The organism is Brevundimonas sp. SL130 (genome assembly GCF_026625805.1).
Lineage (GTDB): Bacteria > Pseudomonadota > Alphaproteobacteria > Caulobacterales > Caulobacteraceae > Brevundimonas.
In genome coordinates, this window is sequence record NZ_CP113064.1 from 1,282,001 (window position 1) to 1,306,865 (window position 24,865).

Consider the following 24,865-nt stretch of genomic DNA (forward strand, 5'->3'; position numbering starts at 1 on the left):
GAAGCGCTCAATGAAGGAACTGTCCCTTTTTGGGACGCACCATCACCGAACCTTATTTAAACCCGGCGTTCGCGCCGGGTCTTTTTTTGCGCGTCTTCAGACGCTCATGTTGTCGATAAGTCGGGTCTTGCCCAGCCAGGCTGCGACCAGAATCCGCGCCGGCGCATCGACGACGCCGTTGCGGAACGGCGACAGGTCCTCGGCGTGGCGCACCGTCACATAGTCGATCCGTTCGAAGCCGGCCTTCAGTATGGCCGAATAGGCGTCCCGTTCGACGCCGGGCAGGGGCCGGCCGGCGGCGGCGGCCACGGCGGCCTCGGCCAGAATCTGGTTGAGGCGGCGCGCGACGGCCAGTTCGGCTTCGGACAGGTAGTCGTTGCGCGAAGACAGGGCCAAGCCCGTCGCGTCACGTTCGGTCGGGGCCGCAACGATCTCGACCGGAAGGTCCAGGTCGCGGACGAACCGACGAATGACCATCAGCTGCTGGTAGTCTTTTTCGCCGAAGACCGCGACATCGGGCTGAACCTGGTTGAACAGCTTGGTCACGACCAGAGCGACCCCGCCGAACATCTGGGGCCGGAAGTCCCCCTCCAGGCCCAGGGCTGGGCCGGCCATGACCAGACTGGTGGCGAAGCCTTCGGGGTACATGTCAGTGGCGGACGGCGCGAACATCAGGTGACAGCCCGCACCGGCCAGCAGCCGAGCGTCTTCTTCCGGGCGGCGAGGATAGCGGCCCAGATCCTCGTGGGGCGCGAACTGGGTTGGATTGACGAAGTTGGAGGCCACGACGCGATCCGCCCGGCGGCCGGCCTCGCGCACCAGGGTCAGATGGCCTTCGTGCAGTGCGCCCATGGTCGGAACCATGCCGACAGTCAGGCCTTGTCTTTTCCAGTCGCGCACGACGGTGCGCAGATCCGCCACGGTGTGGACGACGGGGAGGGACGCAGGCTCGATCATGGTGAAGCGGTTAACCCTTTGGCTTAAGCGTGTTGATGCACCAGACCTCAAAACCTGGCGGCTAGGGTCGTGCTTATGACGCCAGGCCTAGCGACCCGTCCAGTTCTGATCACGCTTGCCATCGCCCTCGCCGGTTGCGGGGGGAGCGATGGCGCGCCTCAGAGCTTCCGCGCCATGGCCGACCGCGTCGCCGCTATCGACATTCCCATGGATCCTCAGGCTGCGAAGTCGGGCGCCGTCGAACGCCGCACGCACGAGGAGCAGGGGTTGCGACAACTCAAGTTTTCGCCCGCCCATGTGGCCGTAATGACGCCGCATGAGATGTGGGATGCGCGGGACGCCCTCAGCGGCGGAATCCCCGCGATCTCGACGGACTCGGACGGTGACGGCCTTCGCGACGCCGTGGTGCGGATGGCCCGGCCGGCGGTCGAAACCGCTGTGCAAGCGGCCCCTGCCATTGTGACTCAGACCGTCGTAACCAAGTCTGTCGCCGAACGCGCCGCGCCGGTTGAAACCCCTCGGCTTCGCCCTGCCGTGGTTCGGACTGAGCCAAGCTCCGCCGGGCGGATGATCCAACTGGGCGCCTTTTCCAGTCCGGCCGGAGCCCAGGCCGCCTGGGCCCGGTTGAAGGCCCGCGCGGACCTGTCCAACCTGTCGCCGGTGTTCGAGCGCGTCGAGGTCAACGGCCGCAGTCTGACCCGGCTGAAGGTGGGCCCGATTCCAACCGAGGCCGCTTCGGCTCTATGCGCCGCCGCTCAGGTGGCGGACCCCTGGTGCCGCCGCGCCGGTTGAGCCGTCGGACCAAAGTCCACAGATACGCGTTAACGCCTCGTTGACCTTTGGCCCCCGTGGGCCGACTCTGACCCGTCCAAGGGCCGCGCAGGATTGAGTCGCGTCGGTCGCTACAGAGGGTTACCTCCATGACGCAGCCTCACGTGATTGTCCTCGGCAATGAGAAGGGCGGGGCGGGCAAGTCCACCCTGGCGATCCATATCGTCACGGGCCTGCTGCACGCGGGCCGCACGGTGGCGATTATCGATCTGGATCTGCGCCAGCGGTCGATGCAACGGTTTTTCACCAATCGCCTGGCCTGGCTGGCGGCGAACAATCAGGAACTGCCTCAACCCTTCATGCCCGACATGGGCGACGGCAAGGCTCTGGCCAAGGGCGGTACGGTCGAGCAGATCGCCGTCTTCGAACGGGCTTTCGATGAGGCTGTGGCCGCCGGTGTGGACGCCATCCTGATCGACACGCCCGGCGGCGACACCGCCGTGTCCAACGCCGCCCACGCTCGGGCCGACCAGATCGTCACGCCGATGAACGACAGTTTCGTCGATTTCGACCTGCTGGGCGAGGTCGATCCGGTGACGCTGGATCTGCTGAAACCCTCTATCTATTCCGAAAGCGTCTGGGAGGCGCGCAAGGTGCGGGCCATCAGCCAAGGCCGCAACGCCACCATCGACTGGCTGGTGGTGACCAACCGCCTGGCCGTCGCCGAGGCGCGCAACCGCAAACGCCTGGAAGAACGGATGAACAAGCTGGCCAAACGGGTTGGTTTCCGTGTCGGCCCCGGCCTGCGCGACCGGGTCATCTATCGCGAGCTGTTCCCGTTCGGCCTGACGGTGGCGGATCTGTCGAACGACATCCGGCCGGTGGCGGTGTCCCTGGCCCACGTCGCCGCGCGGCAGGAGCTGCGCAACCTGATGAAGGCCATGGGTCTGGAACAGGCCTTGGCTCCGCTGGACGTCGCGGCTTAAAAGGCGAACTGACCGCATGAGCCTGATCTGGCTGGCCCTGGCGGCGATCGCCATCTGGGCCCTGGTGCGGCTGGGCCGTCAGACCGAGAGCCGCGGCCGGGCCCACTGGCGCGTGACGGCGACCCTGCTGGGGTCGGTGCTGCTGGCCGGAGGCGCTCTGGCGGCGTTTCGCGGGGCCTGGTTGTGGGCCGGCGTGATGGCGGCGGCGGGCCTGTATCTGGCCTGGTCGTCGCGCGTTAGGCCCTCAATCCGATCCGAACCCATCAGCGAGGCCGACGCCCGCGCCATTCTGGGCGTTCGCCCTGGCGCGACCGAGAGCGAGATCCGCGCCGCCTGGAAGAAGGCCATGTCCCGAGCGCATCCTGATCAGGGCGGCACAGAGGGCTTGGCGATTCAGGTCAATGCGGCGCGGGACCGCCTATTGAAAAAGAGCGGACGCTGAGGCCGCTCGCCTTCAGCGTCCGGTTATGGCCCGCCCGAAACTCTTCCAGCTCAGCTTGACGTCCGACAGGGCGCCGGCGCGGAAGGCCCGTCCCGCGATCCAGACCATGAACCCGGCGGTGGCGAACATGCCGATCAGGGTCAGGACGATCTCGATCAGCGGCGGATCGCTGGGCGCTCGGGCGCTCATCAGGAAGGGCGTGAAGAAGGGGATCCACGACAGCACCTTCACCATGGGTGCGTCCGGACTGGTCAGGGCCATCTGCATGACCAGCATCGGCACGACCAGGATCATCATGATCGGCCCCATCAGAGTCTGGGCGTCTCGCGGCGTCTCGCAGAAGGCGCCGATGGCCGCGAACAGCACGGCGTACATCAGATAGCCGCCGACCATATAGGCGATGAAATAGAAGACCAGGCCGTCATCCAGCAGCACCTGACCCACCGTCGCCGCCGTCTCGGGCGAGGCGGACACCAGTCCGAATGTCCCGATTCCGCCCCAGACCACCAGCACGCTGAGGGTCAGCATCGCCACCCCCAGCACCTTGCCGGTCAGGATTTCGGTCGCCGAGGCCGAAGACAGCAGCACCTCCAGGATCTTGTTCGACTTCTCCTCCATCACGCTGTTCAGCAGGATGGAGGCCCCGGTGATGACCAGGGACCACAGCAGGAAGCCGGCGCCCAGGCCGATATAGGATGGGATGCGGTCACGCATCGAGACCTCGCCCCCGCTCGCGGCGTTGGGCGAGAAGGCCTTCACCTCGGGTTTGAAGTCTTCAATCGCCTCTACCAGCGTCGGGGCGACCCCTGCGGCCGTCAGGGCCTGGTCGCGATAGCCCGTTCGTAAGGCGTCGCGGACGAAGTCCACCACGTCGTTGTCCGTGGCGCGTGCGGTCCAGACCTGGGCCTGGGGCTTGCCGTCGATCCGGCTCAGGAAGACGACGGCGTCCAGACGCCGCGCCTTGGGGGCGTCCTTGTCCAACAGCTCGCGCAGGGCGGTTTCGCGGGCGGCGCCGGGCGGCGCGGCGACGATGGGGGAGGGGGGCTCGACCAGTCGAATCTTGGGCCCGGCGATGGAGGCGGCGGCTCGGCCGACCGCAGCCTGGCCCTTCTGCGCGGCCTCCTGGATCTGTTCGGCCATCCGATCCTTCTCGTCCTGAAGCGCGGCGCGGACTTCGGCGGCCAGACCGGCGGCCTCAGGCCCTTCTTCGATCACGGCTACGGCCTTGATCGGTTCCGAAGACTGGATCAGCAGCGGAATACCGCCGCCCAGCACGGCGAACAGCGGGAAGGCCAGCAGCGACAGCCAGAAACCCACGGTCTTGGCATAGGCGACATATTCGCGCCGGGCGATCAGCAGGGTGCGTTTCATTGGCTCGCCTCCGCAGGGGGGACTGCTTGATCGGGATTGTCGCCGGTCAGGCCGATAAAGGCGTCGTGCAGCGTCGGCTCCTTCAGAGCAAAGCCGCGCACGTCCAGCCCGTTCAGGAAGGCCGCCTTCAGCGTCTCCTGGCCGCCCGCGCCGCTGGCCAGGGCGATCTTCAGCCGCCGCACCCCGTCCGTGTCGGACAGGGTCTCGACCCCCGCCACGCCGGGCAGGGCCGCCGCCGCCTCAGGGCTGATGGCGCCGTTCAGATCGAGGAAGCGCGGCGAGGTCGCCTTGGCCTCGTCCACTGAGCCTTCGAACGCCTTCTTGCCCCGCGCCAGCAGCACGACCTTGTCGCACAGCCGCTCGGCGTGTTGCATCACATGGGTCGAGAACAGGACGGTGGCCCCGTCCGCCGCCAACCCCCGGATCATCTCTTCCAGCCCCTGCTGGTTCATCGGGTCCAGACCCGAGAAGGGCTCGTCCAGAATCACGAACTCGGGCTGATGCACCACCGCCGCAATCAGCTGGACCTTCTGGGCCATCCCCTTGGACAGCTCCTTCATCTTCTTTTTCTGCGACGCGCCGAGGCCCTGCTGTTCCAGCAGCCGTTTCGCGCGCTTCTTGCCCTCGGACGCCGGCAGGCCCTTCAGGGCGCCGAAGAAGGCGATGGCCTCGACCGGGGTCATCTTCTTGTAGAGGCCGCGCTCCTCGGGCAGGAAGCCGATCCGGTCGCGCACCGACCGACCATTGGGCGCGCCCAGGATGTCGATCCGCCCCGCGGTCGCTTCTTGCAGTCCCAGGATCATCCGCAGGGTCGAGGTCTTGCCCGCCCCGTTCGGCCCCAGGAAGCCGCAGATCGACCCCTTGGGCACCTGAAAGCTCAGATCGCGCACGGCGTCGAACCCGCCGTACCGCTTGCTCACGCCCTCCAGCGTCAACGCAGCCGTCATCTCGTATCCCCCCACAGTTGCGGCCAACCTAGCAAGGCCGAAGCGGTCCAGGCCAGCCGCTTCGGCGTCGCGCCCCTACTTCAGAACCGGCAGGTCGATATAGGAGGCCTCCTCGCCCGCATGGTGGATGGCGTTATCGGCGATCACGCCCTGGGTTTCCGTCTCGTTGGGGCCGCCGGTGTTCAGGTTGCGCACGAACTTCGGGAAGTTGGAGCTGGTCACCTCCACGCGGATCCGGTGACCGGGCTGGAAGGTGTTGCTGACCGTCATCGGCGTCGGCTGCACCGTCGCCACCTGACCGGGGACCAGGGGCGTCGGCCGGGCATAGCCGTCGCGGTATCGGGCCCGCATGATGGTGTCGCCCAGGATGTAGGCCGTACCATCCGGCGCCACGTCCACCAGCTTGACGGCGAAGTCGGTGTCCTGCGCCGACGACGACACCTTCAGCACCGCATCGATGAAGCCCGTCACCTGCATAGGGGCCGTCAGCGGTTCTGACGTATAGACCAGCACGTCATTGCGCGCCTCGATCGGGCGCTGATCGAAGGCGCCGGCCGTGACCAGCCCGCCGTTGCAGCAGTCGCCGCCGCCGATGGTCTGGACCGGGTTCATCGGATCATAGCGATAGCGATCCGCCGCCTCTCCGGCCGGCGGCGCCTCCAGGCTGAGGCGGCCGTCGCCGTTCAGGCTGTTGGCCGCGCCGCCCGAGCGCAGGTACATTCGAACCGTCTCCACCCCCTGGGGCGGCCACTGGGCGGCGGTGCGCCACTTGTTTTCGCCCATGTTGAAATACTGGACGTGCGGGGTGGTGGCGGGGAAGGCGCGCGCCTCGCCCTTCAGCCAGAGGTCGAACCAGGCGGCGACCAGGGCGTCGCTGTCGAAGCTGGCGTCGCCCAGGTCCCGGTCGCCCGAGCGGAAGTTCGGCCCCAGGCCGCCAAAGGCGCAGTGATTGTTCGGTCCGACCACCACATACTGGTTCTCGGCCGCCTCGCGATCCTGGGTGGTCGAGCGGGCGTGGTTGAACAGCTCCATGTTCGGGCCGATGGACACGTCATACCAGCTGTTGAACCACAGCGACGGCACGCCCCAGCCCATGTCGTCGTGATACAGGCCCCCATCGCGCCAGGCGGGATCGTTCGGCGTGCGCGCGATCAGTTCCTCGAACGTCGCCGGCGGCTCGCCCAGATCCTTCAGCATCTCGTTGACGGGCAGGTGGCGGATCTGGCTGGGCCAGCTCACCTCCGGCTTCTTGGCGTCCAGATCGTTGTAGCGGACCAACCGGGCGCGGGTTTCCTGATCGACGTCGCCGGGGATCTGGGCCCGCTGCGGATTGTCCACGCCGTACAGCCAGACGAAGAACAGGTTGCGGGGCACGCCGCCCGTGTACCAGTTGCCCTGCTCCTGGAACCGGCCGACCTTGCCGATGCCGGCGCCGGACGCCTGGGGCACCATGGCGGCGTGGGCCGGGTGGTTCTGGGCGGCCAGGGCCAGCTGCCATTCGGCGGAGGACGAACAGCCCAGGGTGCCGACCTTGCCGTTCGACCAGGGCTGTGCCGCGATCCAGGTCAGGGCGTCATAGCCGTCTTCCTGGGGGTAACCCAGGATCTCGTAATCCCCGCCGGAGAAGTAGCGCCCCCGCTCGTTCTGCATCACCAGGGCGTAGCCCCGGCTGACCCAGGTCAGGGCGCTGCGCGTCGAACGGGCGTTATTGGCCAGCTCATTATAGGGCGTCCTGACGAAGACGGTGGGCAGGGGCCCCTTAGCGCCCTTGGGCCGATAGATGTTGGTCGCCAGGCCCACGCCGTCACGCATCGGCACCATCACCGCCATGTCGACATCGGCGATGCGGGACAGTTCGGACTGGGCCGCCGCGTCGCTGTAGCGGTTATAGTTCTCGGCCGAGGCGGCCATGGGCGCAGCCGCCAGGACGGCCGCGACGACGGCGGCGACAAATCTGTTCATATCCGGGTCCCTCTCGAAGGGGGGAAGTTAGGCCGATCCCGGACCCGGCCGCAACACGCGCTCTGGGTCAGTTCGCGCTTTTGACCGCCACGGCGAAATGCCGATCCAGCACCTTGGTCGGGTTGACCTGGCCGTCGCCGCGCCGAACCTCGAAATGCAGGTGCGGGCCGGTGGAATAGCCGGTGGAGCCGACCAGTCCGATCCGTTGGCCGTGCGCCACCGCATCGCCGCTGGCGACGTCGATCCGGCTGAGGTGGCCATAGATGGTGCTCAGTCCATTGGGGTGGCGCACCTCGATGAAGTGGCCGTATCCGCCGGCGTCATAACCGGTGTGAACGATCCGGCCCTCGGCGGCGGTGAAGACAGACGTGCCCAGGGGCGCGGCGATATCGACGCCCTTGTGCGCACGGGCGCGCGCCTCGATGGCCAGCTTGCGCAGGCCGAAGGGGGAATTGATCGCATAGCCGCGCACCGGCGCCGAAAACTCGATCTGGCGCATCACCGGCCCGGCGGCCTCGACCTCGGCCTTCACCGGAGGCGCAACGGGCGCGGCCGAAGACGCCGGCGGCGTCTCGCGCGTCACGGCGGGCGCGGCGGCGGCGGCCAGCAGGGCGACCGCGGCGAAGGCCGCCGTCTGACCGGACTGGATCAAAAGGGTCTTGCAACGCGCCAGGGGCGCATCGGTCAGCAGGCGTCGCATGCGGCGGCGTCTCCAGCGTGTTCACGCTCTGGAATGGCGGGAGGCGGCGACCGAAAGGCCGACCGGGCGTCCCGTGGGAAACGGGCTTATGCCGAAAGCCTGGGGCGACTTTTGGACCGCTATCCGGCGGCGGAGGGTCGCAATCGTCAGGCCTCCGGCCGGCGCGCGATCAGATCGATCAGCGCCGACATGCCGTGATGCCCCGAACCTTCGTTCAGTTCCGCGTCATAGGCATCCAGGGTCAAGACGTCGAAATCGCTGAAGCGCGCGTCCAGCAGTTCGGCGGTATAGAGTTGATCGACCTGCGATGGCCCGCCCGTGCCGTATTCCAGCTGGCGCGGCGTATAGCCGTGCAGCAGGATCAGCCCGCCTGGCTTCACCGCCCGCTTCATGCCGTCGAAGATCGCGTCCCGAAACGCCGGTTCCGCGAACTGAATGAAGATCGCCGCGACGACGTCATACTCCGCCTGCGGCCAGTCCCAGCCCTGCAGATCTTGGATCCTGAAGTCGACCTCCACCCCCGCGTCGTGGGCCAGTCGCCGCGCCTTGTCCTGACCGGAGGGAGAAATGTCGGTCGCCACCACATGGTGGCCCAGAGACGCCAGATAGACGGAGTTCCGTCCCTCTCCATCGGCCGGCGCCAGGATACGGCTGCCCGCCGGCAGGATCTTCGCGTGGTTCAGCAGGAAACGGCTCGGCGCCGTGCCGAACACATAATCTTGCGTCGCCGCGTAGCGCGCATCCCAGCCTGTGCCTAGCGTCGCCATATCGCTTCTCCTGTTTGAGAGTCGTTATCAGTTGGCCTGGCGCGCTTCAAGCTATGGGATGTTTCAGGCGATGATGTCCGGCAGGATCTGGTCTTCGATCTTCACGATCTCGTCCTTGATCGCCAGCTTCTTGCGCTTCAGCCGGGCGATCATCAGCTGATCGGGAATGGCGGCCTCCGACAGAGCCTCGATTGAGGCCGCGAGGTCGGCGTGTTCGAGGCGCAGCAGTTTCAGGCGAGCCTGAAGGATCGCCTCTTCCTTGCTGATTACCGGTGCGTCGTCATTCATGGTGCAATCCCCGGCGCGCTTATAGCCACCCGCGCGTCAGGCCGGAAGGGCGTCGGCGAGACGGATCAGCGCGGGACGCGGCGTCACCTGCGCCCAGACCCGCGCGGTTGCAACCAGGGCGTCTATGGCGGGACGCGGCGTTGCAGCGGGGGGCGGCGTCCCGACGGCCGACACCAAGCCTTCCAGCGCCTCGAGCAGATGGCGTTCCGCCTCCAGCTCCAAGGCTTTCACACGGTTCCGCACCGCCTCGCGCGGGCCGTCGTCGATATCGGGGATCGGCGCCTTCAGGGTGCGACGGACCGCGCGCAGCGGCGCGACCACGACGCTGTCCCAGGCGCGGGCGGTGTCGCAGGCCGCCTCGATGGTCTCGGCGTCCGGCTTCAGGCCGACGGCGGCGGTCCAGGCGGACCACAGCAGCAGCGGCACGTTCTGCTCATGATTGTCCTGCAAGGCGACGCAGGCGTCGCCGACGCCGGGCGCCCCATAGGCCGCAACCGCCCAATCCCAAAGGGGCTTCATTTCAGCCCCTCCCACCGTCGCACGGCGCTCCAGTCCAGACCGAACAGGTCCAGGGTCCGGCCGACCGACTGGTCCACCATCTCCAGGATCGAACCCGGCCGGGCGTAGAAGGCGGGCAGGGGCGGGGCGATGGTCGCCCCCATCTCAGCCAATGCCGTCATCGTCCGCAGATGCCCCAGGTGGAAGGGCGTCTCGCGCACCATCAACACCAACGGGCGGCGTTCCTTCAGCGTCACATCGGCGGCGCGGGTCAGCAGGGACGAGGTCACGCCCGTGGCGATCTCGCTCATCGTCTTGACCGAGCAGGGGGCCACGATCATGCCCAGGGTCTTGAACGAGCCCGAGGCGATGGTCGCGCCGACGTCGGCCAGCTTGTGAACCACTGAGGCCTTGGCGGTCAGGTCGGCGGGCGACAGATCCGTCTCCTGCGACAATGTGAGCAGGGCCGCCTTGGTCACGACCAGATGGCTCTCGACGCCCAGGTCCTTCAGCGCGTCCAGCACCCGCGCGCCGTAGATCGCTCCGGAAGCCCCTGAAATTCCGACGACAAGTCGATAAGGAGGCTTGCGTATGGCTCCGTTCACATCATCGACCATTTTTGAGGTCAGCCTCCGTCGGGTTCGGCCTGGCGGGCCGTCACCGGAATGTGATTCCACAGCCCGCCAATCCGGGCGCTCACTCTACTGGTCCCTAACCTAAGGAGGCGCAAGCCATGACCATCGAGGCTCGTATTCGCGAACTGGGTAATCGTCATCGCACCCTGGATCAGACGATTCAGAAGGAGCTCACCCGTCCGTCCGTGGACACGTTGCAGGTCAGGGAGCTGAAGCAGAAGAAGCTTCGGCTGAAGGAACAGATCACCAGTCTGGAGGCGCGGGCCCACTAACGGCTCTCGACCTCCCGAAATGACGACGGCCCCGGAGATCGCTCTCCGGGGCCGTTTTTATAAATCGTCATCCTCGGGCTTGACCCGAGGACCGGGTCATCCGCCGCTCCTGCGAGGACGTAGACGCACAGCCCGATCCGCACTCGGCCCTCGGGTCAAGCCCGAGGGTGACGGACAGGGGTCAGTCCTTGGTGCCGAACACCGAAGCGGCCGTCGGCTCGGCGGTCGGGCGCTGGCGGGCTTCCGGCACGAACTCGGGTTCGGCCTCGACCTCCTCGACGGGTTGCAGCACGCCGCCGCCCTTCTTCAGGTCGTCCTTGGTCTTCTTGTCGGCGGCCTTCTTGACGATCTCGTCCAGCGCCAGCTGACCGACCAGGCCCAGGGTCACGGGATCGACCGGCTTGATGTTGGCGCTGTTCCAGTGGGTGCGGTTGCGCACGCTCTCGATGGTGGACTTGGTGGTGCCCAGCATCTTGGCGATTTGGGCGTCGGTCACCTCGGGGTGATTGCGCACAAACCAGGCGATGGCGTCCGGGCGGTCCTGGCGACGCGAGACCGGGGTGTATTTCGGCGCGGGCTTGGCCGACTTCATCAGTTCGGCGTGGCGGCTGACGATGGCCTTCAGGCGATAGTTCTCGTTGGCCTGGGCCTTGTCCAGTTCTTCGCGCGTCAGTTGGCCGCCGGTGACGGGATCGACGCCGCGGATGTCGCGGGCCACGTCGCCGTCGGCGATGCCGCGCACTTCCAGCGGATGCAGGCCGCAGAAGTCGGCGATCTGCTCGAAGCTCAGAGAGGTGTTGTCGACCAGCCAGACCGCAGTGGCCTTCGGCATCAGAATGTCGCTCATGGGGCGTTCGTCCCGGAATGGTGGGGCCGCCGAATGGGGTTTCGGCTGGCGTTGGATACGACGGCGCCCGGCCTTTCGACCGGGCGCTTATGGTTTCGATATAGGCCTATTCGCCCGAAAAGAAAACGCCGCCGAACAATCATGTACAGCCAAGGTTCATGTGCGCCGTCGCAACCTTCGCGGTAGTAGGGGCTTTCGCCTATGGGAGAGGAGAATCACCATGTCCATTCTGCTTGGGGCCGCCATGGCCGCAGCCCTGGCTTCGGGCCAGGACATCACCGCTCAGCGTGTCGCGCCGCGTGGCAGCTACGTTCAGAGCTGTTCTGAGTCCTACGTCCACCAGGGGCGTCTCTACGCCGACTGTCGCGATCGCAGCCGCCAAGTGCGCGGCACCTCCATTGCGCTGGCGCAGTGCAGCAACGCCGACATCGCTAACGACGACGGCCTGCTGGTCTGCGGACGCGTTCGTGGGGATTACGAAGACCGCGGAAACGGACGTCCCGGCAACGGAAATGGCAACGGCGGCGGCGGTCGATCCTCGATCGTGGTCTACGACGACTCCAACTATCGCGGCGCCTCGCGCGAGTTCACCAGCGAGGATCGCAATCTGGGCAACACCCCCTTCAACGACCGGATCAGTTCGATCCGCGTGCGTGGGCGTTGGGAGATCTGCACCGACGCCCAGTTCGGTGGTCGCTGCCGCATCATCGACGGCGATGTGCGCAACCTGAACAGCACGGGCTTCAACGACAGCATATCGTCGATCCGTCCCGTGCGCGGCGGCGGCCGCTACTAGGCGGTGTGGACCAAGCGCTTGATTAGCTGCCGAAGCGACTAGTTCCGTCAATTAGGCGTTGACGGCTGGGCGTCAATGATGCATTGACTCATCGTCAATACATCATTGACGGTGGCGCAGATGCAAATCATTGAGCAGCAAGCGATCAGGGACCAAACATCCGCTCTTGTGTTAGACTGGGCGGCCCGCCGTGAGCCCCCATTTACGGGGGAAACTGGCGAAGGGTTCGCTGAAGCCATCACCGTTGCGCACCTAGTGGCGGATGAAGGTAGAGTTAGCCTTCACCGTTGGATTGACGCGGCGCGGCGTAACGGACTGAGTTGGACCGAGATTGGCAATGCTCTTGGTATCTCCAAACAAGCCGCCCAGCAGCGGTTTAAGCCAGCAGGAATAGAGGGCGACTTTGAGGGCGGGGAGGGCGAGGAGATCGTTCGCGTTGGAGCTACCGCTTTCAATGAAATGAGCATCCTGCGTGAGGAAGGCAGAAAGGGACGTGAACTGGTCCGAACCGGCGCGCTGACGTTAGTATTCCGTGCTACGGCGCAGTCCTGGGAGTATCAACGGAGGCTTGGCTCCCGGACGATGGCCGCAGAAATGAAGAGAGGCGGATGGATATACGTATCTAGTTGGTTGCCGTTTCATTATTTCAAACGGCAAACAAGCAACGCGTAAGCCCAGTTGTGCCGCTTTTATTGCGCTTGAGATCGACGTCTCAAAACGGCTTTCGGCATAATGACCCGTAGAAGTCCAAAAACAATCGGTCGCTGATTCAAGGCTCTCTTCGACTTCGTGCTCGTCGCATCCCTGAGGCCGTGGATCAGGCACATTGTCCACAACGGCTAGGCCGTCAGCACGAACTTGCCGACGTGGTCGCCCGCCTCCAGCGCGCGATGGGCGTCGGCGGCGTGTTCCAGCGGGAAGGTCGCCTGCACCGGCGGTCTGACCGCGCTCGATACGACCCAGGGCCAGACCGTCGCCTCCACGGCGGCGGTCAACCGGGCCTTCTCGTCCGCCGGGCGGCTGCGCAAGGTCGATCCCGTCAGCACCAGTCGTTTCAGCATGATCCGCATCAGGTCGACTTCGACCTTCGATCCCGACAGCGAGGCGATGACCACCCAACGCCCGCCGGGCTTCAGCGCCTTCAGGTTCAGCTCGGCATAGTCGCGGCCCACCATGTCCAGCAGCACGTCGGCGCCGCCCGCCTCGGCGATGGCGGCGGCCAGGTCGTCGGTCTTGGCGTCCAGGCTGATGTCGGCGCCCAAGGCCTTGGCCGCCGCGGCCTTGTCGGCCCCGCGCGAGGTGGCGATCACCCTGGCGCCTGCGGCCTTGGCCATCTGGATCGCGGTCACCCCGATGCCGCTGGTCGCCCCATGGATCAGAAGCGTCTCACCGGGCTTCAACCCACCGGCCTCGAACGCATTGGCGAAGACGGTGAAGACCGTCTCGGGCAGGACCGCCGCCTGGGCATAGTCCAGACCGTCTGGGATCGGCAGCACATGCCGGGCGTCCACCACGACCCGCTCGGCATAACCGCCCCCGCCCAGCAGGGCGCAGACCCGGTCGCCGACGGCCCAGCGCTCCACGCCTTGGCCCACCGTCTCGATCTCGCCGGCGACTTCCAGCCCCAGGATGTCCGAAGCCCCCGGCGGCGGGGGGTATCCCCCGTTTCGCTGCAACAGGTCGGGCCGGTTGATCCCCGCCGCGTGTACCCGAATCGTCACCTGGCCGTCGCCGGCTGCGGGGTCGGGCCGTTCTGCGATCCGCAGCGCCTCGGCCGGTCCTGAACCGCCCTCGATCTCGATGACCCGCATAGTCGCCTCCGCTTGCAATCGTCCGTATCCGGGCGTTCAGATAGGCGTCCCGGCCGCGTGCGGCCATGACCTGACGCAGAAAGGCGACCACGATGTTCGAGGATCTCGAGCCCCGCTCCCGGCGCGGAGACGCCCTGACCGCCCTGGGCCGCGAGGATCTGGACGCCTATTCCATCGAAGATCTGCAAGAGCGGATCCAGGCTCTGGACGACGAGATCGGCCGCGCCCGCGCCGCCATCGACGCCAAGACCGCCAAGAAGAGCGCGGCGGACGCCCTGTTCAACTTCCGCTCATGAATCGCGCCCACGACAAATCCATGGCATGACGGTTGCAGTCGGCACGACAAAGGCCGCGTCTTGGCCCAAAGTCGTAACGAGCGTCCAATCCCATGATGATGTCCACCATGACCCTGAGCGACAACCAGAGTACGGGCTCCACAGCAGACCGGGCCCGTGTCGTTCGGGACTTTTCCCGTTCGGAGCTGTTCGACCGCACCTTCCGCGAGGGCATGGAACTGGTCGAGGAGACGGCCGCCTACCTGGACGGCGAGGGACGTCGGGATTCCAAGATGTTGTCGCGCAGCGCGGCCCTGGCCTATGCGGCCGAGAGCATGAAGCTGACGACGCGCCTGATGCAGATCGCGTCCTGGCTTCTGGTCCAGCGGGCCGTGCGCGAGGACGACATGACGCCTGAAACCGCCTGCGAGCCGCGCTATCGCCTGAACGACCGCAAGATCGAGAGCGAGCCCAGCCACGCCGAACTGCCCATCGCCCTGGTCGAATATCTGGTCCGTTCCGAGAAACTGTTCGACCGCACCCTGTACCTGGACCGGCGCATGTACCTGGACGCCCAGGAAGAGCAGCCTCAAAACGCGGTGCTCAGCCAGCACGGCCTGCTGGAAGCCGCCTTCAAGATCTGAAGCCGTCATTTCTCCCTCCCCCTGCGGGGGAGGGTCTTCTTGCCCTACGGCCCGACGTCGTTGGCGTCGCGACGGCCGTCGTCCACCGGCTTGGGCAGGCTGACGGCGATGCCCAGGGCCTGGGCCAGCTTGTCGTCGCGGCCATAGACGTCCTCACGGAAGGCCACCCGGCCCTGACCGTCGACGAAGGCCGTCCAGTACAGCAGCCGCACGGTGATCTCGCGGCCCGTCGTCACCCGCGTGGTCTCGCGGCTGTCCTGGGCCGTGTCGAACTCGGCCAGCTTGACCGGATCGGGCGACAGCAACAGCCGGGCGAACTCGACCGCGTTCTGCACCCGCACGCAGCCGTGGCTGCGCTGGCGCATCGACAGATTGAAGGCGGCCTTCGACGGGGTGTCGTGCAGGAAGATGGCGTAGCTGTCGCGCAGCTCGAACTTCACATAGCCCAGGGCCGACTTGGGCCCCGCGCGTTGAATGACGGTTCCGTCCCGCACGAACATGTCGTTGGCGGCCAGATAGTCCGGTCCCTTCGGCAGGATCTCGCGGCGTGCGATCCCGGCCGGCACATACCAGGGCGGATTGGCGACGACCGAGGCGAAGGGCTTCTCCAGACTGGGGGTCTGGTTCTCGGCCGATCCCACCACGACGCGGTTGGAGTGGACCGGCTTGCCGTCCTTCCAATAGACCATGATGGCGGCGGCGGTGTTGACCTCGATCCGCTCCGGCGCGACGTCGCGCTTCAGCCAGCGGCGGCGTTCCAGGTTCAGCGCGATCTGGCGCGCACGATCCTCGGCCGAGGCGCCCAGCGAGCGCTGGGTGCCCGTCCCGATCCGGCCGTCCGCGCCCAGGCCGTGCCGGACCTGGAAGCCCTGGACCGCCCGTTGCAGTTCCGCCCCATAGGTCAGGCCCTGGGCCTTCAGCCGCGCGCCGTCCGCCGCCGTCAGGTCGCCTTCCGCCGTCAGCCGGTCGATCAGCGCCGGGAGGCGGCGATCGCTCATGTTCGGTTCGATAGTCGGTCCGGCGATAAAGGCCGGCCAGCCGCCCTGGGCGGCCAGGCGACGATAGCGGACATAGCCGGCCGACAGGTTCTGATAGCCGATGTCGGTCGGGGCCAGACCCTCGAACCAGTCCAGCAGGACATTGCGCGCCAGGGCGTCGCTCATGCCGCTCGGCAGGTCGGCGCGGTTTTTCTGCATCTCCCACAGGTCTTCGACCGTCTCGGGGCGGACCTTGCCCTCGGCCAGGATCCGCCCATAGGCCAGGGCGGCGGCGGTGGTGCGCAGGTCCGAAGAGGCGGGATCGGCGGCCAGTCCGACAAAGTCGAAATAATCGCCCGCCGCCAGGCCATGCCGCTCGGCGCGACCGGCCACGGCGTTCAGCGCGCGCATCCGTTCGCTGTTCCACACCGGCCGCCAGCCGTTCATTTCATAAAAGGCGCGGACGTCGGCCTGTTGCGTCTCGGGCAGGCGTGAAATCTGGTCGTTGAAGCTGTTGTAGAAGGCGGTCGCCTGCGGCCCGCGCTGGACGGTCACCGACTGAGCGCGCGCTGTTGAGGCGAGGGTCATGGTCGCCGTCGCGACACCCAGACCCAATTCCCGTCTATTCATAACCTGTCCGCTTCTCGATGGCTCGATCCCCGTGAATCGACGCCGGTAATGCCGTGTCCGAACGCCGCCCACGTTACCGGCGTTCCGGGCAAACAAAAAGCGCCGGTCATGCGACCGACGCTCTTCGTAGCCTGATTGCCGCGATGTGTCGCAGCCAGGACGCGCTTACTTCTTGATGAAGCCGGCGAACTTGTTGTTGAAGCGCGAAACGCGGCCGCCGCGGTCCAGCAGGTGGGCGTTGCCGCCGGTCCAGGCCGGGTGGGTCGACGGATCGATGTCCAGGTTCAGGGTGTCGCCTTCCTTACCGTAGGTCGAACGGGTCTGGTAGGAAGTGCCGTCGGTCATCACCACATTGATGAAGTGATAGTCGGGGTGCGTATCCGCTTTCATGGTCGTCGTCCGGTCTCTGGCGCGATGACGATGCCGACCGTCGCTGCGCATGAAATGAGAAACCCGCCAGAAAATCCGGCGGGAATGAGGGGCGGCGTTTACACCGGGGGGCGTTCCGGGGCAAGAGGCAGGCGAAATGACCGATCAAACCGCCGCATCCGCCCGCTCCGCCAGCCTTCCTGCGGGGCGCGCCTCCGGCGTGGAAACGGTTCAGGGCCGCCCCAGCGCCGGCGCCCTTCTCGCCGAACAGATGAACGAGGCGGGCGAGAAACGCGCCAAACGCCGCGACATCCGCCCGCTGGCCCGGCTGATTCCCTATGCCCTACGGCACAAGGGCCACGCCCTTATGGCGGTCTTCTGGCTGCTGCTGTCCACCACCGCGTCGCTCGGGCTGACGGTCCTTGCGCGCGGAGCCATCGATCACGGCTTCGAGGCTGGCGGCGCCAATCTGAACCTGTGGTTCCTGTTGCTGGGCGCCAACGCCCTGTTCCTGGGCCTGGCCACCGCCGCCCGCTATTTCTACGTCACCCGCACGGGCGAGCGCGTCATCGCCGATGTCCGCAAGGGCCTGTTCGGCCGTATCCTGACCCTGGACCCGTCCTTCTACGCCCAGATGCGCACCGGCGAGGTGCTGTCGCGGTTGACCACGGACATCGCCCTGGTCGAGACCCTGATGACCACCTCGGTCTCCTATGCGCTGCGGAACTTCCTGACCCTGATCGGCGGGGTCGCCCTGCTGTTCTTCGTCAGTCCGAAACTGACCGGCTTCGTCCTGCTGATCGTGCCCTTCCTGCTGGGCCCGATCTTCATCTTTGGTCGCAAGGTCCGCAAACTGACCGTCGCTTCTCAGGACCGGTTCGCCAACGCCGTCGGCTTCGCCGGCGAGAGTGTGGACGCTATCGAGACGGTTCAGGCCTTCGGCCGTGAACGCAGCGCCATCGCCCGTTTCGGTGCGGCGGTCGAGGACGCCTTCTCCGCCTCGCTGACCCGTATGCGGGCGCGGGCCTGGATGACCGCCCTGATCATCATCGTCATGTTCGGCGGCGTCACCCTGGTGCTGTGGCTGGGGGCCCAGGACGTGGTGGCGGGCGTCATGACGCCGGGCGCGCTTCTCCAGTTTGTCCTTCTGTCGGTCTTCGCCGCCGGCGCCGTCGGCGCCCTGGGCGAAAGCTGGGGCGATGTGCAAAAGGCCGCCGGCGCCATGGAGCGGATTGAGGAGCTTATGCGGGCCACCCCCGACATCGCCCCCCCGGCTCAGCCCACGGCCCTTCCGTCGCCGCCGCGCGGCGAAGTGTCGATGTCGGCCGTCGGCTTCTCCTATCCCGGACGTCCCGATCTTCCGGCCCTGAAGGGGTTCAGCCTGACCGTGCGGCCGGGCGAGACCGTGGCCCTGGTCGGTCCCTCGGGCGCCGGCAAGTCGACTGTCTTCCGCCTGTTGCTGCGCTTCTATGATCCCCAGACCGGCGTGGTCTCGGTCGACGGCGTCGATGTGCGTCAGGCCGATCCCGTCGCCGTGCGCGACCGGTTCGCCTGGGTGTCGCAGGAGACGCCGCTGTTCTCGGGCTCGGCCCTGGAGAACATCCGCTTCGGCCGCGAGACCGCCACCCTGGACGAGGCGCGCGCCGTCGCCGAAAAGGCCCAGGCCCTGGGCTTCATCGACGCCCTGCCGGAAGGCTTCGACACCCCGTTGGGCGAACGCGGCAAGAGCCTCTCGGGCGGTCAGCGCCAGCGTCTGGCCATCGCCCGCGCCCTGGTCCGCGACGCCCCCATCCTGCTGCTGGACGAGGCCACCAGCGCCCTGGACGCCGAAAGCGAACGTCTGGTCCAGATCGCCCTCGACCAGGCCATGCAAGAACGCACCACCCTGGTCATCGCCCACCGCCTGGCTACGGTCCTGCGCGCCGACCGCATCGTCGTCATGGACGACGGCCGCGTGGTGGAGGAGGGGACGCACGACCAACTGGTGGCCAAGGGCGGGCTCTATGCGCGTCTGGCCGAGTTGCAGTTCCGGGCGGGTTGAGGCTTCCATCTTCCGTCCTCGGGTTCGCCCCCAACTTCCGTCCTACTCGGTCCCGCCGTCGCCTTCCGTCTTCCTCGCACCCTCCGTCATCCTCTCACCGGAACCGACAATGGCTGGCGGTGGCAATCTGAACGTCCGCTTGTCGGTCAGAAGCCAAGGAGCGCTTTCGACCCTTTGCGGACTTTCGAGGAACTTGAACAGTGGTAGCTTCGAGCTGATGGTCGCCGCGAAGCGGCGTCGGCTTTAATGATTTGCTATGCCTTATTGTCCAGTAAATGAAAACGTACCCCAAGTCGACTCGTCGCTGTCTACAGCATCTTCGGGGTAAAGAAATTCTGCCCCAGCTCCTTCGTGCCTGATGGCGCCGACGCTAATCATCATGTTCCAGGTGTTGCCCGCAAATTTTGTGCGTGACACTTGTAGTTGTCTGTGTGTTCCCCTGGCGAATTTTGGCCCATTGTTATTCTCAGGATCTTCAAGCCCAAAATATGGTACCCAGAATCCAGCATAGTCTCTGAGCTCCCATGTCGCGGACTCACCCCATCCTTCGTCGGTACGCACTCGTTCTCCCATTTGAGCGGAGAGATGGAAATGGTGGAGGTATCCAGTTTCTGCATGCTCTATGTAAAGATCCAATACCGTGTAATCTTCTGATTTGCCTTTGGCGCAAATGTAGAAGTAGTCTTTATCGTGCATAAGATAGATGTAAGCCTGCGCAGGCAGCTCGATCTTTGTCGCTGCTTCCCATTCATCATTTCCGCAATGCCCGTCCAACAGTGCTGCTTTGCTGGTTGGGTTGATAGAGATGATATCGGAAGCTTTGGCTTCATTGGCTGCGATTGATATGCAGGCGATCAGTAGCAATGGCTTCAACGGATTATTCATGGGGCTCCTCGTGTTGTTTCGGGTTGGTTAGATCAATGTCCGCTTGCCGGCGACGCATGAAATTCTGCTTTCGACGACGGGCTCAACTGATCGCTGCAACACACGCAGCGAAGGTCTCCGCTGGCGTCCGATAGAGCAAGGTATTTCTTGGCCGTTCGTTGAGCCATCGGGCGATGGCGCTGAGCTGGGCCTAGCTGTGTAGGGACAGGTCTGCTTTCCACCCCAAACCGACCTTCGGGATGTCCGCTTTCTGCGCCAGCGACCGGCTTTGTCGGTCGCGGTCTATCCCCCTCATTTCAGGGCTTGACCCGAGGATCCGGCGTAGGGCTGAGGCGGCGCCCGACGTCTCTTCACGGCGTGTGGAACCTCCGATCCTCGGGTCAAGCCCGAGGATGACGGGGGAAGGGGAGGTCCAACACCCTGCCGGCGCTCCTAATTTTTCTGCCGAATAACTGACTTTTCAATGTCTTGACGTCCGAAAACGCCGCTCAAGTCAGCACGCCCCAAAACCGTGAGATACTGTCGGCACGGTCTTTGAAAACCACATCCCCGCTCGGTCCCGCGCCGCCTGCAAATTGCACTCTTTGCACATTGCACCGCTTTTTCCGGCCTGTGCAATTTCACCGCGCCCGCGAAGAATAGACGAAAATAGACTCGTTTTTTTCGCAGTGGATTGAGTCTATTTCCCAGTCGCTCCCTGTCGCGCCAAGGCCGGAAAGTCGCTGAACACCGCGTCCACTCCGGCCTCGGCGAAGGCGGCGGCGTATCCCGCCATGTCGCCGTGCTCCGCAAAGCCCTCGCCCCGCCGCCGCTCGGTCGGCAGGAAGGCGTTCTCGGCCCTCAGGGTCCAGATCACCACCTTCAGCCCCGCCGCATGGGCGTCCGTGACCAGGGCGCTGGGCGTGGTCGTGCGACCCTCGGCGTCCCGCGGCAGGACCAGGGTCATCTCCGGCGCGACCCAGTCGGCATAGGCGGCCATGGCCTTCAGCCCCTCGGGCGTGATCATCTGGGCATAGGTGACGTCCGGCCGGTCCGCCGGCCCGCCCGCGCTGCTGACCAACTGGGCCAGGGGCGCGTCGATCCTTGTCGCCAGCCGCTCCAGCGGCCCGACCTCGAAACACTGGATGATGATGGGCGCATCGGCGCCGGTCAGGCCCAGTCGCTCAAGCTCCGCGACGAAGCCGTCCTCCATCGGCAGGCCGATCCCGGCGAAATAGGTCGGGTGCTTCAACTCGGGCGCCACCGCGATGGTCCGTCCCGTCCGCACCGAGGCCGCGCGGGCGATGGCGACTACCTCGTCAAAGGTCAGGATCGCCTCCTGCCCGTCATAGGCGGCGCTGCCGGGCCGAAAGGCGGGCAGCCGCTCCTTGGCCCGCAGCGTCTTCAACTCAGCCAGGGTGAAGTCCTCGGTGAACCAGCCGGTGGTCGCCACCCCGTCGATGGTCTTGGTGGTCTTGCGATCCGCGAACTCCGCCCGCTCGCCCACATCGGTCGTGCCGCCGATCTCGTTCTCGTGCCGGTCGATGAAGGCCCCGTCCTTCGACAGCACCAGGTCAGGCTCGATCACGTCCGCGCCCTGTTCGACCGCCAGTTCATAGGCCGCCCGCGTATGCTCGGGCCGTTCGCCCGAGGCGCCGCGATGGGCGATGATCAGCGGCTGGGCCACGGCAGGCGTTCCGGTCAGCAGGACAAGGGCGGTGACGATGGCGCGGATCATGCCCCTTGGATAGGGCAGGGGCGCGACAAGCGAATGACGACGGCGTTTCTCCCTCCCCCTGCGGGGGAGGGGGGCGAAGCGCAGCGGAGCCGGGTGGGCCGGGCCGGGCGACGTCCCACAGACCTAATCGCCTCAGTCCGTGCGCCCTGGCCTGGCCGCCCCCACCCCGTCGCTTCGCGACGCCCCTCCCCGGACGGGGAGGGAGAGGCGGCTGTACGGCCTCAGGACGCCTGCAACACCTTGCGCAGCTGCGGATGAAGCTCGCTGTTGCTGGCCAGGATCGACACGCCCGTCTTCGGGTCGCCGTCCGTCTCGATGGTCGTCACCGACCCGCCGGCCTCTGTGACGAACAGGATGCCCGCCGCCACGTCCCAGGGCTTCAGGCCGCGCTCATAGAAGGCGTCATAGCGACCGGCCGCGACCCAGGCGAAGTCCAGGGCGGCCGAGCCCAGGCGGCGGATGCCGGCGACGCGCTGGCCGATGGCGTGGATGTCCTTGATGGCCTGGGCGTGGCCCGACTTGCCGATGAAGGGCAGGCCGGTGGCGATCAGGCTCTCCGACAGGTCGCGCCGACCGGCGACGCGGATCCGCTGATCGTTCAGATAGCAGCCCTTGCCCTTCTCGGCCCAGAACAGCTCGTTCATGACGGGGTTGTAGGTCACGCCCGCGACGATCTCGCTCGACCCGTCGGGCGCGCGCCGCTCCAGCCCCACCGTGATGGCGAAGTGGGGCATGGCGTGCATGAAGTTGGTCGTGCCGTCGATCGGATCGACGATCCAGGTGTGGGACTTGTCCGTCCCCTCGATCATGCCGCGTTCCTCACCCAGGAAGCCATAGCCGGGGCGGGCCTTCATCAGCAGTTCGTACAGGGTGTCCTCGGCCTTCAGGTCGGCCGCCGTGACGAAGTCGCCGGGCCCCTTCCTCGACACCTGAAGCTGGGAGACTTCACCGAAGTCGCGCAGCATGGGGCGGGCGGTCTTGCGCACCGCGTCGAGCATGACTTGGAGCAGGGCGGAAGCGAGGGCCATCGGCGGATCTCCTGGTCCGCATGTCCTGAAAAGGCGCTTTGGCCCGGAGATGCGGAGAAGTTCAAGGGTCGGCGTCAATCTACGCCGGGTGACTAGTGTTAGTGAGCAAGGCGTGAGCGATGGGGGCGGCCTCGGCTCACCCCTTGCTCACTAACACCCCTCGCTCACCCCGATAACTCAGTCCGCGCGGCGGACGTATTCGCCGCTGGTGGTGTCGACGATGATGCGCTCGCCCGCCGACATATAGGGCGGGATCATGATCCGCACGCCGTTCGACGCCATGGCGGGCTTGTAGGAGGACGAAGCCGTCTGACCCTTCACGGTCGGCTCGGTCTCGGCGACTTCCAGCACGACCTGATCCGGCAGTTCCAGGCCGATCGGACGCTCTTCGTGCATCTCGATGATGACCTTCATGCCCTCTTGCAGATAGGGGATGCGGTCGTCGCCGACCCAGGTCTTCTGCAGTTCGATCTGTTCGTAGGTGGCGTCGTCCATGAAGACCAGGCTGTCGCCGTTGTCGAACAGATAGGAGAAGTCCTTCTGCTCCAGGGTCACGCGCTCGACCTTGTCTTCCGACCGGAAGCGTTCGTTCAGCTTGTTGCCGGTCTCGAGGTTCTTGGCCTCGACGTTGGCGAAGGCGCCGCCCTTGCCGGGCTTGACGTGGCTGGCCTTGGTGACGACCCACAGGCCGCCATTGTGTTGCAGGACCATGCCGGGCTTGATGGTGTTGCCGTTGATCTTCATGGGGTCACATCGGGAATGGAGTTGCGCCCACGCGCCCGGATGGGGCGTGGCGAATAGGGCGCGATCCCTAGAGGAAGCCCCGGCAAAGGGCAAGGCGGGCCTAGTGCAGGGTGCGTTCGCCCGACGCCTGGTCCACCTTGCGGTGCAGGAAGTTGCCCAGCCTTACGCCGCCGCCGGTCGGCGCAGCCATCTTGCCCGCCCCCTCGTCCAGCTTGCGCGCCTCGTGGGCGAAGGCCGCCGCCAGTCCCGCCGACGACATGGCCGCCAGCACCTGTTTCCACATCGACGACGGCCGCAGACCCAGCCAGATGGCGTTGACCGTCTGCGCCGCGACCCACAGGCCCATGGCGCGCGTGCGCTCGCGCTGCGGCGGCGCATTCCAGACCCGCACGGCCGACAGCGTAGTGGCCGAAAACACCGCAGGCAGGATCAGACTGAAGGCGCCGTGCGGCTTCTCCGTGATCGGCAAGTCCTTGTCGCGGACATGTTTCAGCCTGCGCTTCGGCGTCAAGGCGCCCGACGCGATGCCCGTCGCCAACAGGGCGAAGCCCACGGTCAGCGCCACACCCATGGCGACATGGGCCGCGCTCCGCCCCTCGCTGTTCAGCAGGTCCACGGCGGCGTCGCGCACGTCGTCGATGGCCTCGTCGATATCAGTCATGGTCCGCTCCTGCTTGCCCGCTTGAATCAAATGGGCGGCGTCGGACCCGGTTCCGTCAGACCTCGACCGGCTCGACAGGTTCTGTCTCGCTCGGATCGAAATCATAGTCCAGCAGGTCGCCGGGCCGGCACTCCAGCACAGCGCACAGCCGCGCCAGGGTGCTGAAGCGTATGCCCTTCACCTTGCCGGATCGGAACAGCGAAAACTGCGTCTCGCTGAGGCCGACCTGGGCGGCGACGTCGCGCGCCTTCAGGCCTTTGCGGACCATAAGGTCATTCAGGGTCACGCGAACCGGCATTCAGATCATCTCGTCCATCTCGGCCTGTAGTCTCGTCGCCTGATCCAGAACCCGACCGAGCAGGAACAGCGCGCCGCCGATCATGCCCAGGGTCATTCCCGGCACATCGAAATAGGCCCAACCGCTGCGTTCGTCGCCCATCAGTCGCATCAGATTGGTGATGCCGAAGACGCTGAGCAGTCCGCCAAAACCCAGCGCCAATCCGACGCGGCGCAGAGCGTCTGACAGGGTGGGCTGGATCAGCCGCCCCTTGGCCAGTTGCCCCAGCGCCGACCCGATCGACCATACGGCGAACAGATAGAGGCAGGCCGGAGTGGCCCATACCATCTCCCGTAGCAGAAGTATGACGGGCCGCCCTTCGCCTCGAAGCAAGAACACAACCGGCGCCAAGGCCAGCAGCGCGCCGACGCTGCAGACCATGAAGATCGCGAGCCAGCGGAACTGGCGGCACATGCGGTGGAAGCGGGCGGGATCGTCGACGGCCATGGGTCTGTCCGGGGCTTGGAAACCTGTCTTGTCTTTAATCTTGACTTAAAGATCGGGGTT

At 66.1% G+C, this 24,865-nt stretch carries 29 protein-coding genes; 9 read left to right on the forward strand and 20 right to left on the reverse strand.

Going from position 1 to position 24,865, the window contains the following annotated elements:
* Positions 1–96: 96 nt before the first annotated feature.
* Entirely contained in the window at positions 97–957 is an 861-nt protein-coding gene (panC, locus tag OU998_RS06415) for a pantoate--beta-alanine ligase (protein ID WP_267516015.1), read from the reverse strand.
* 174 nt (positions 958–1,131) lie between these two features.
* Between panC and OU998_RS06420 the strand changes: the two genes are divergently transcribed.
* The 3 genes from OU998_RS06420 to OU998_RS06430 all read left to right on the forward strand — a co-directional run bounded on the left by OU998_RS06420 (position 1,132) and on the right by OU998_RS06430 (position 3,156).
* Positions 1,132–1,749, forward strand: a complete 618-nt coding sequence (locus tag OU998_RS06420) for an SPOR domain-containing protein (protein ID WP_267516017.1) — start codon at positions 1,132–1,134, stop codon at positions 1,747–1,749.
* A gap of 128 nt (positions 1,750–1,877) precedes the next feature.
* Positions 1,878–2,714 carry a division plane positioning ATPase MipZ gene (locus tag OU998_RS06425; protein WP_267516018.1) on the forward strand — a complete coding sequence of 279 codons (837 nt, stop codon included), beginning with the start codon at positions 1,878–1,880 and terminating at the stop codon, positions 2,712–2,714.
* 16 nt (positions 2,715–2,730) lie between these two features.
* Positions 2,731–3,156 carry a molecular chaperone DnaJ gene (locus OU998_RS06430; RefSeq protein ID WP_267516020.1) on the forward strand — a complete coding sequence of 142 codons (426 nt, stop codon included), beginning with the start codon at positions 2,731–2,733 and terminating at the stop codon, positions 3,154–3,156.
* Between the two features lie 12 nt (positions 3,157–3,168).
* Here the strand turns inward: OU998_RS06430 and OU998_RS06435 are convergent, their stop codons facing one another.
* The 8 genes from OU998_RS06435 to OU998_RS06470 form a co-directional block, all read right to left on the reverse strand.
* The gene (locus OU998_RS06435) at positions 3,169–4,527 is read right to left on the reverse strand and encodes an ABC transporter permease (RefSeq protein WP_267516022.1); all 1,359 of its coding nucleotides are present in this window, start codon (positions 4,525–4,527) and stop codon (positions 3,169–3,171) included.
* Positions 4,524–5,474: an ABC transporter ATP-binding protein gene (locus tag OU998_RS06440; RefSeq protein ID WP_267516023.1), complete on the reverse strand. Its 951-nt coding sequence runs from the start codon at positions 5,472–5,474 to the stop codon at positions 4,524–4,526. The genes OU998_RS06435 and OU998_RS06440 overlap by 4 nt, the downstream gene beginning before the upstream one ends.
* Before the next feature lie 75 nt (positions 5,475–5,549).
* On the reverse strand, positions 5,550–7,436 hold the full coding sequence (locus OU998_RS06445) for a CocE/NonD family hydrolase (protein ID WP_267516024.1): 1,887 nt from the start codon (positions 7,434–7,436) through the stop codon (positions 5,550–5,552).
* 67 nt (positions 7,437–7,503) lie between these two features.
* Positions 7,504–8,136: a M23 family metallopeptidase gene (locus tag OU998_RS06450; RefSeq protein ID WP_267516025.1), complete on the reverse strand. Its 633-nt coding sequence runs from the start codon at positions 8,134–8,136 to the stop codon at positions 7,504–7,506.
* 146 nt (positions 8,137–8,282) lie between these two features.
* Positions 8,283–8,903 carry an SAM-dependent methyltransferase gene (locus tag OU998_RS06455; RefSeq protein WP_267516026.1) on the reverse strand — a complete coding sequence of 207 codons (621 nt, stop codon included), beginning with the start codon at positions 8,901–8,903 and terminating at the stop codon, positions 8,283–8,285.
* Between the two features lie 63 nt (positions 8,904–8,966).
* Positions 8,967–9,191 carry a YdcH family protein gene (locus tag OU998_RS06460; protein ID WP_267516028.1) on the reverse strand — a complete coding sequence of 75 codons (225 nt, stop codon included), beginning with the start codon at positions 9,189–9,191 and terminating at the stop codon, positions 8,967–8,969.
* Between the two features lie 36 nt (positions 9,192–9,227).
* Entirely contained in the window at positions 9,228–9,710 is a 483-nt protein-coding gene (locus OU998_RS06465; protein ID WP_267516030.1) for a TIGR02444 family protein, read from the reverse strand.
* Positions 9,707–10,306, reverse strand: a complete 600-nt coding sequence (locus OU998_RS06470) for a UbiX family flavin prenyltransferase (RefSeq protein ID WP_267516032.1) — start codon at positions 10,304–10,306, stop codon at positions 9,707–9,709. Before OU998_RS06470 ends, OU998_RS06465 begins: the two co-directional genes overlap by 4 nt.
* A 116-nt stretch (positions 10,307–10,422) precedes the next feature.
* Between OU998_RS06470 and OU998_RS06475 the strand changes: the two genes are divergently transcribed.
* Positions 10,423–10,596: a YdcH family protein gene (locus OU998_RS06475; RefSeq protein WP_267516034.1), complete on the forward strand. Its 174-nt coding sequence runs from the start codon at positions 10,423–10,425 to the stop codon at positions 10,594–10,596.
* A gap of 181 nt (positions 10,597–10,777) precedes the next feature.
* On the opposite strand, the gene OU998_RS06480 is transcribed toward OU998_RS06475, so the two are convergent.
* Positions 10,778–11,443 carry a DUF1013 domain-containing protein gene (locus OU998_RS06480; protein WP_267516036.1) on the reverse strand — a complete coding sequence of 222 codons (666 nt, stop codon included), beginning with the start codon at positions 11,441–11,443 and terminating at the stop codon, positions 10,778–10,780.
* A 220-nt stretch (positions 11,444–11,663) separates the two neighbouring features.
* On the opposite strand from OU998_RS06480, the gene OU998_RS06485 reads away from it, so the two are divergent.
* Together OU998_RS06485 and OU998_RS06490 are read left to right on the forward strand one after the other, a co-directional pair.
* Entirely contained in the window at positions 11,664–12,239 is a 576-nt protein-coding gene (locus OU998_RS06485; RefSeq protein ID WP_267516037.1) for a beta/gamma crystallin-related protein, read from the forward strand.
* Positions 12,240–12,359: 120 nt separating this feature from the next.
* On the forward strand, positions 12,360–12,911 hold the full coding sequence (locus OU998_RS06490; protein WP_267516038.1) for a hypothetical protein: 552 nt from the start codon (positions 12,360–12,362) through the stop codon (positions 12,909–12,911).
* A gap of 167 nt (positions 12,912–13,078) precedes the next feature.
* Here OU998_RS06490 and OU998_RS06495 read toward each other — a convergent pair whose 3' ends face one another.
* Entirely contained in the window at positions 13,079–14,050 is a 972-nt protein-coding gene (locus OU998_RS06495) for an NAD(P)H-quinone oxidoreductase (protein WP_267516039.1), read from the reverse strand.
* Between the two features lie 92 nt (positions 14,051–14,142).
* Here OU998_RS06495 and OU998_RS06500 point away from each other — a divergent pair, with 92 nt between their 5' ends.
* Positions 14,143–14,346, forward strand: a complete 204-nt coding sequence (locus OU998_RS06500; RefSeq protein ID WP_267516040.1) for a DUF1192 domain-containing protein — start codon at positions 14,143–14,145, stop codon at positions 14,344–14,346.
* Positions 14,347–14,453: 107 nt separating this feature from the next.
* Positions 14,454–14,969, forward strand: coding sequence for a DUF1465 family protein (locus tag OU998_RS06505; protein ID WP_267516042.1), 516 nt, complete (start codon positions 14,454–14,456; stop codon positions 14,967–14,969).
* A 44-nt stretch (positions 14,970–15,013) separates the two neighbouring features.
* On the opposite strand, the gene OU998_RS06510 is transcribed toward OU998_RS06505, so the two are convergent.
* Together OU998_RS06510 and rpmE are read right to left on the reverse strand one after the other, a co-directional pair.
* Positions 15,014–16,534: a L,D-transpeptidase family protein gene (locus OU998_RS06510; protein WP_267516043.1), complete on the reverse strand. Its 1,521-nt coding sequence runs from the start codon at positions 16,532–16,534 to the stop codon at positions 15,014–15,016.
* A 207-nt stretch (positions 16,535–16,741) separates the two neighbouring features.
* Positions 16,742–16,966: a 50S ribosomal protein L31 gene (rpmE, locus tag OU998_RS06515; RefSeq protein ID WP_267516044.1), complete on the reverse strand. Its 225-nt coding sequence runs from the start codon at positions 16,964–16,966 to the stop codon at positions 16,742–16,744.
* Positions 16,967–17,102: 136 nt separating this feature from the next.
* Here rpmE and OU998_RS06520 point away from each other — a divergent pair, with 136 nt between their 5' ends.
* Complete coding sequence (locus OU998_RS06520; RefSeq protein WP_267516045.1) at positions 17,103–18,986, forward strand: ABC transporter transmembrane domain-containing protein; 1,884 nt, start codon at positions 17,103–17,105, stop codon at positions 18,984–18,986.
* Between the two features lie 261 nt (positions 18,987–19,247).
* On the opposite strand, the gene OU998_RS06525 is transcribed toward OU998_RS06520, so the two are convergent.
* From OU998_RS06525 to OU998_RS06560, 7 genes are all read right to left on the reverse strand, one after another.
* The gene (locus OU998_RS06525; protein WP_267516046.1) at positions 19,248–19,871 is read right to left on the reverse strand and encodes a hypothetical protein; all 624 of its coding nucleotides are present in this window, start codon (positions 19,869–19,871) and stop codon (positions 19,248–19,250) included.
* A gap of 679 nt (positions 19,872–20,550) precedes the next feature.
* On the reverse strand, positions 20,551–21,588 hold the full coding sequence (locus tag OU998_RS06535; RefSeq protein ID WP_267516047.1) for a glycerophosphodiester phosphodiesterase: 1,038 nt from the start codon (positions 21,586–21,588) through the stop codon (positions 20,551–20,553).
* A gap of 221 nt (positions 21,589–21,809) precedes the next feature.
* The gene (locus tag OU998_RS06540; RefSeq protein WP_267516048.1) at positions 21,810–22,616 is read right to left on the reverse strand and encodes an inositol monophosphatase family protein; all 807 of its coding nucleotides are present in this window, start codon (positions 22,614–22,616) and stop codon (positions 21,810–21,812) included.
* 177 nt (positions 22,617–22,793) lie between these two features.
* Positions 22,794–23,360 carry an elongation factor P gene (efp, locus tag OU998_RS06545; RefSeq protein ID WP_267516049.1) on the reverse strand — a complete coding sequence of 189 codons (567 nt, stop codon included), beginning with the start codon at positions 23,358–23,360 and terminating at the stop codon, positions 22,794–22,796.
* Between the two features lie 100 nt (positions 23,361–23,460).
* On the reverse strand, positions 23,461–24,021 hold the full coding sequence (locus OU998_RS06550; protein WP_267516050.1) for a TspO/MBR family protein: 561 nt from the start codon (positions 24,019–24,021) through the stop codon (positions 23,461–23,463).
* A 55-nt stretch (positions 24,022–24,076) separates the two neighbouring features.
* On the reverse strand, positions 24,077–24,319 hold the full coding sequence (locus tag OU998_RS06555) for a helix-turn-helix domain-containing protein (RefSeq protein ID WP_267516052.1): 243 nt from the start codon (positions 24,317–24,319) through the stop codon (positions 24,077–24,079).
* Positions 24,320–24,805 (reverse strand): DUF2975 domain-containing protein, encoded by a 486-nt coding sequence (locus tag OU998_RS06560; protein WP_267516053.1) that lies wholly within the window; start codon positions 24,803–24,805, stop codon positions 24,320–24,322.
* Positions 24,806–24,865 lie beyond the last annotated feature (60 nt).

What these genes read in the sequence shown, in the direction of transcription:
- panC (WP_267516015.1), bottom strand. Translation starts at nt 957, where the DNA reads ATGATCGAGCCTGCGTCCCTCCCCGTCGTCCACACCGTGGCGGATCTG.
- OU998_RS06420 (WP_267516017.1), top strand. Translation starts at nt 1,132, where the DNA reads ATGGCCGACCGCGTCGCCGCTATCGACATTCCCATGGATCCTCAGGCT.
- OU998_RS06425 (WP_267516018.1), top strand. Translation starts at nt 1,878, where the DNA reads ATGACGCAGCCTCACGTGATTGTCCTCGGCAATGAGAAGGGCGGGGCG.
- OU998_RS06430 (WP_267516020.1), top strand. Translation starts at nt 2,731, where the DNA reads ATGAGCCTGATCTGGCTGGCCCTGGCGGCGATCGCCATCTGGGCCCTG.
- OU998_RS06435 (WP_267516022.1), bottom strand. Translation starts at nt 4,527, where the DNA reads ATGAAACGCACCCTGCTGATCGCCCGGCGCGAATATGTCGCCTATGCC.
- OU998_RS06440 (WP_267516023.1), bottom strand. Translation starts at nt 5,474, where the DNA reads ATGACGGCTGCGTTGACGCTGGAGGGCGTGAGCAAGCGGTACGGCGGG.
- OU998_RS06445 (WP_267516024.1), bottom strand. Translation starts at nt 7,436, where the DNA reads ATGAACAGATTTGTCGCCGCCGTCGTCGCGGCCGTCCTGGCGGCTGCG.
- OU998_RS06450 (WP_267516025.1), bottom strand. Translation starts at nt 8,136, where the DNA reads ATGCGACGCCTGCTGACCGATGCGCCCCTGGCGCGTTGCAAGACCCTT.
- OU998_RS06455 (WP_267516026.1), bottom strand. Translation starts at nt 8,903, where the DNA reads ATGGCGACGCTAGGCACAGGCTGGGATGCGCGCTACGCGGCGACGCAA.
- OU998_RS06460 (WP_267516028.1), bottom strand. Translation starts at nt 9,191, where the DNA reads ATGAATGACGACGCACCGGTAATCAGCAAGGAAGAGGCGATCCTTCAG.
- OU998_RS06465 (WP_267516030.1), bottom strand. Translation starts at nt 9,710, where the DNA reads ATGAAGCCCCTTTGGGATTGGGCGGTTGCGGCCTATGGGGCGCCCGGC.
- OU998_RS06470 (WP_267516032.1), bottom strand. Translation starts at nt 10,306, where the DNA reads ATGGTCGATGATGTGAACGGAGCCATACGCAAGCCTCCTTATCGACTT.
- OU998_RS06475 (WP_267516034.1), top strand. Translation starts at nt 10,423, where the DNA reads ATGACCATCGAGGCTCGTATTCGCGAACTGGGTAATCGTCATCGCACC.
- OU998_RS06480 (WP_267516036.1), bottom strand. Translation starts at nt 11,443, where the DNA reads ATGAGCGACATTCTGATGCCGAAGGCCACTGCGGTCTGGCTGGTCGAC.
- OU998_RS06485 (WP_267516037.1), top strand. Translation starts at nt 11,664, where the DNA reads ATGTCCATTCTGCTTGGGGCCGCCATGGCCGCAGCCCTGGCTTCGGGC.
- OU998_RS06490 (WP_267516038.1), top strand. Translation starts at nt 12,360, where the DNA reads ATGCAAATCATTGAGCAGCAAGCGATCAGGGACCAAACATCCGCTCTT.
- OU998_RS06495 (WP_267516039.1), bottom strand. Translation starts at nt 14,050, where the DNA reads ATGCGGGTCATCGAGATCGAGGGCGGTTCAGGACCGGCCGAGGCGCTG.
- OU998_RS06500 (WP_267516040.1), top strand. Translation starts at nt 14,143, where the DNA reads ATGTTCGAGGATCTCGAGCCCCGCTCCCGGCGCGGAGACGCCCTGACC.
- OU998_RS06505 (WP_267516042.1), top strand. Translation starts at nt 14,454, where the DNA reads ATGACCCTGAGCGACAACCAGAGTACGGGCTCCACAGCAGACCGGGCC.
- OU998_RS06510 (WP_267516043.1), bottom strand. Translation starts at nt 16,534, where the DNA reads ATGACCCTCGCCTCAACAGCGCGCGCTCAGTCGGTGACCGTCCAGCGC.
- rpmE (WP_267516044.1), bottom strand. Translation starts at nt 16,966, where the DNA reads ATGAAAGCGGATACGCACCCCGACTATCACTTCATCAATGTGGTGATG.
- OU998_RS06520 (WP_267516045.1), top strand. Translation starts at nt 17,103, where the DNA reads ATGACCGATCAAACCGCCGCATCCGCCCGCTCCGCCAGCCTTCCTGCG.
- OU998_RS06525 (WP_267516046.1), bottom strand. Translation starts at nt 19,871, where the DNA reads ATGAATAATCCGTTGAAGCCATTGCTACTGATCGCCTGCATATCAATC.
- OU998_RS06535 (WP_267516047.1), bottom strand. Translation starts at nt 21,588, where the DNA reads ATGATCCGCGCCATCGTCACCGCCCTTGTCCTGCTGACCGGAACGCCT.
- OU998_RS06540 (WP_267516048.1), bottom strand. Translation starts at nt 22,616, where the DNA reads ATGGCCCTCGCTTCCGCCCTGCTCCAAGTCATGCTCGACGCGGTGCGC.
- efp (WP_267516049.1), bottom strand. Translation starts at nt 23,360, where the DNA reads ATGAAGATCAACGGCAACACCATCAAGCCCGGCATGGTCCTGCAACAC.
- OU998_RS06550 (WP_267516050.1), bottom strand. Translation starts at nt 24,021, where the DNA reads ATGACTGATATCGACGAGGCCATCGACGACGTGCGCGACGCCGCCGTG.
- OU998_RS06555 (WP_267516052.1), bottom strand. Translation starts at nt 24,319, where the DNA reads ATGCCGGTTCGCGTGACCCTGAATGACCTTATGGTCCGCAAAGGCCTG.
- OU998_RS06560 (WP_267516053.1), bottom strand. Translation starts at nt 24,805, where the DNA reads ATGGCCGTCGACGATCCCGCCCGCTTCCACCGCATGTGCCGCCAGTTC.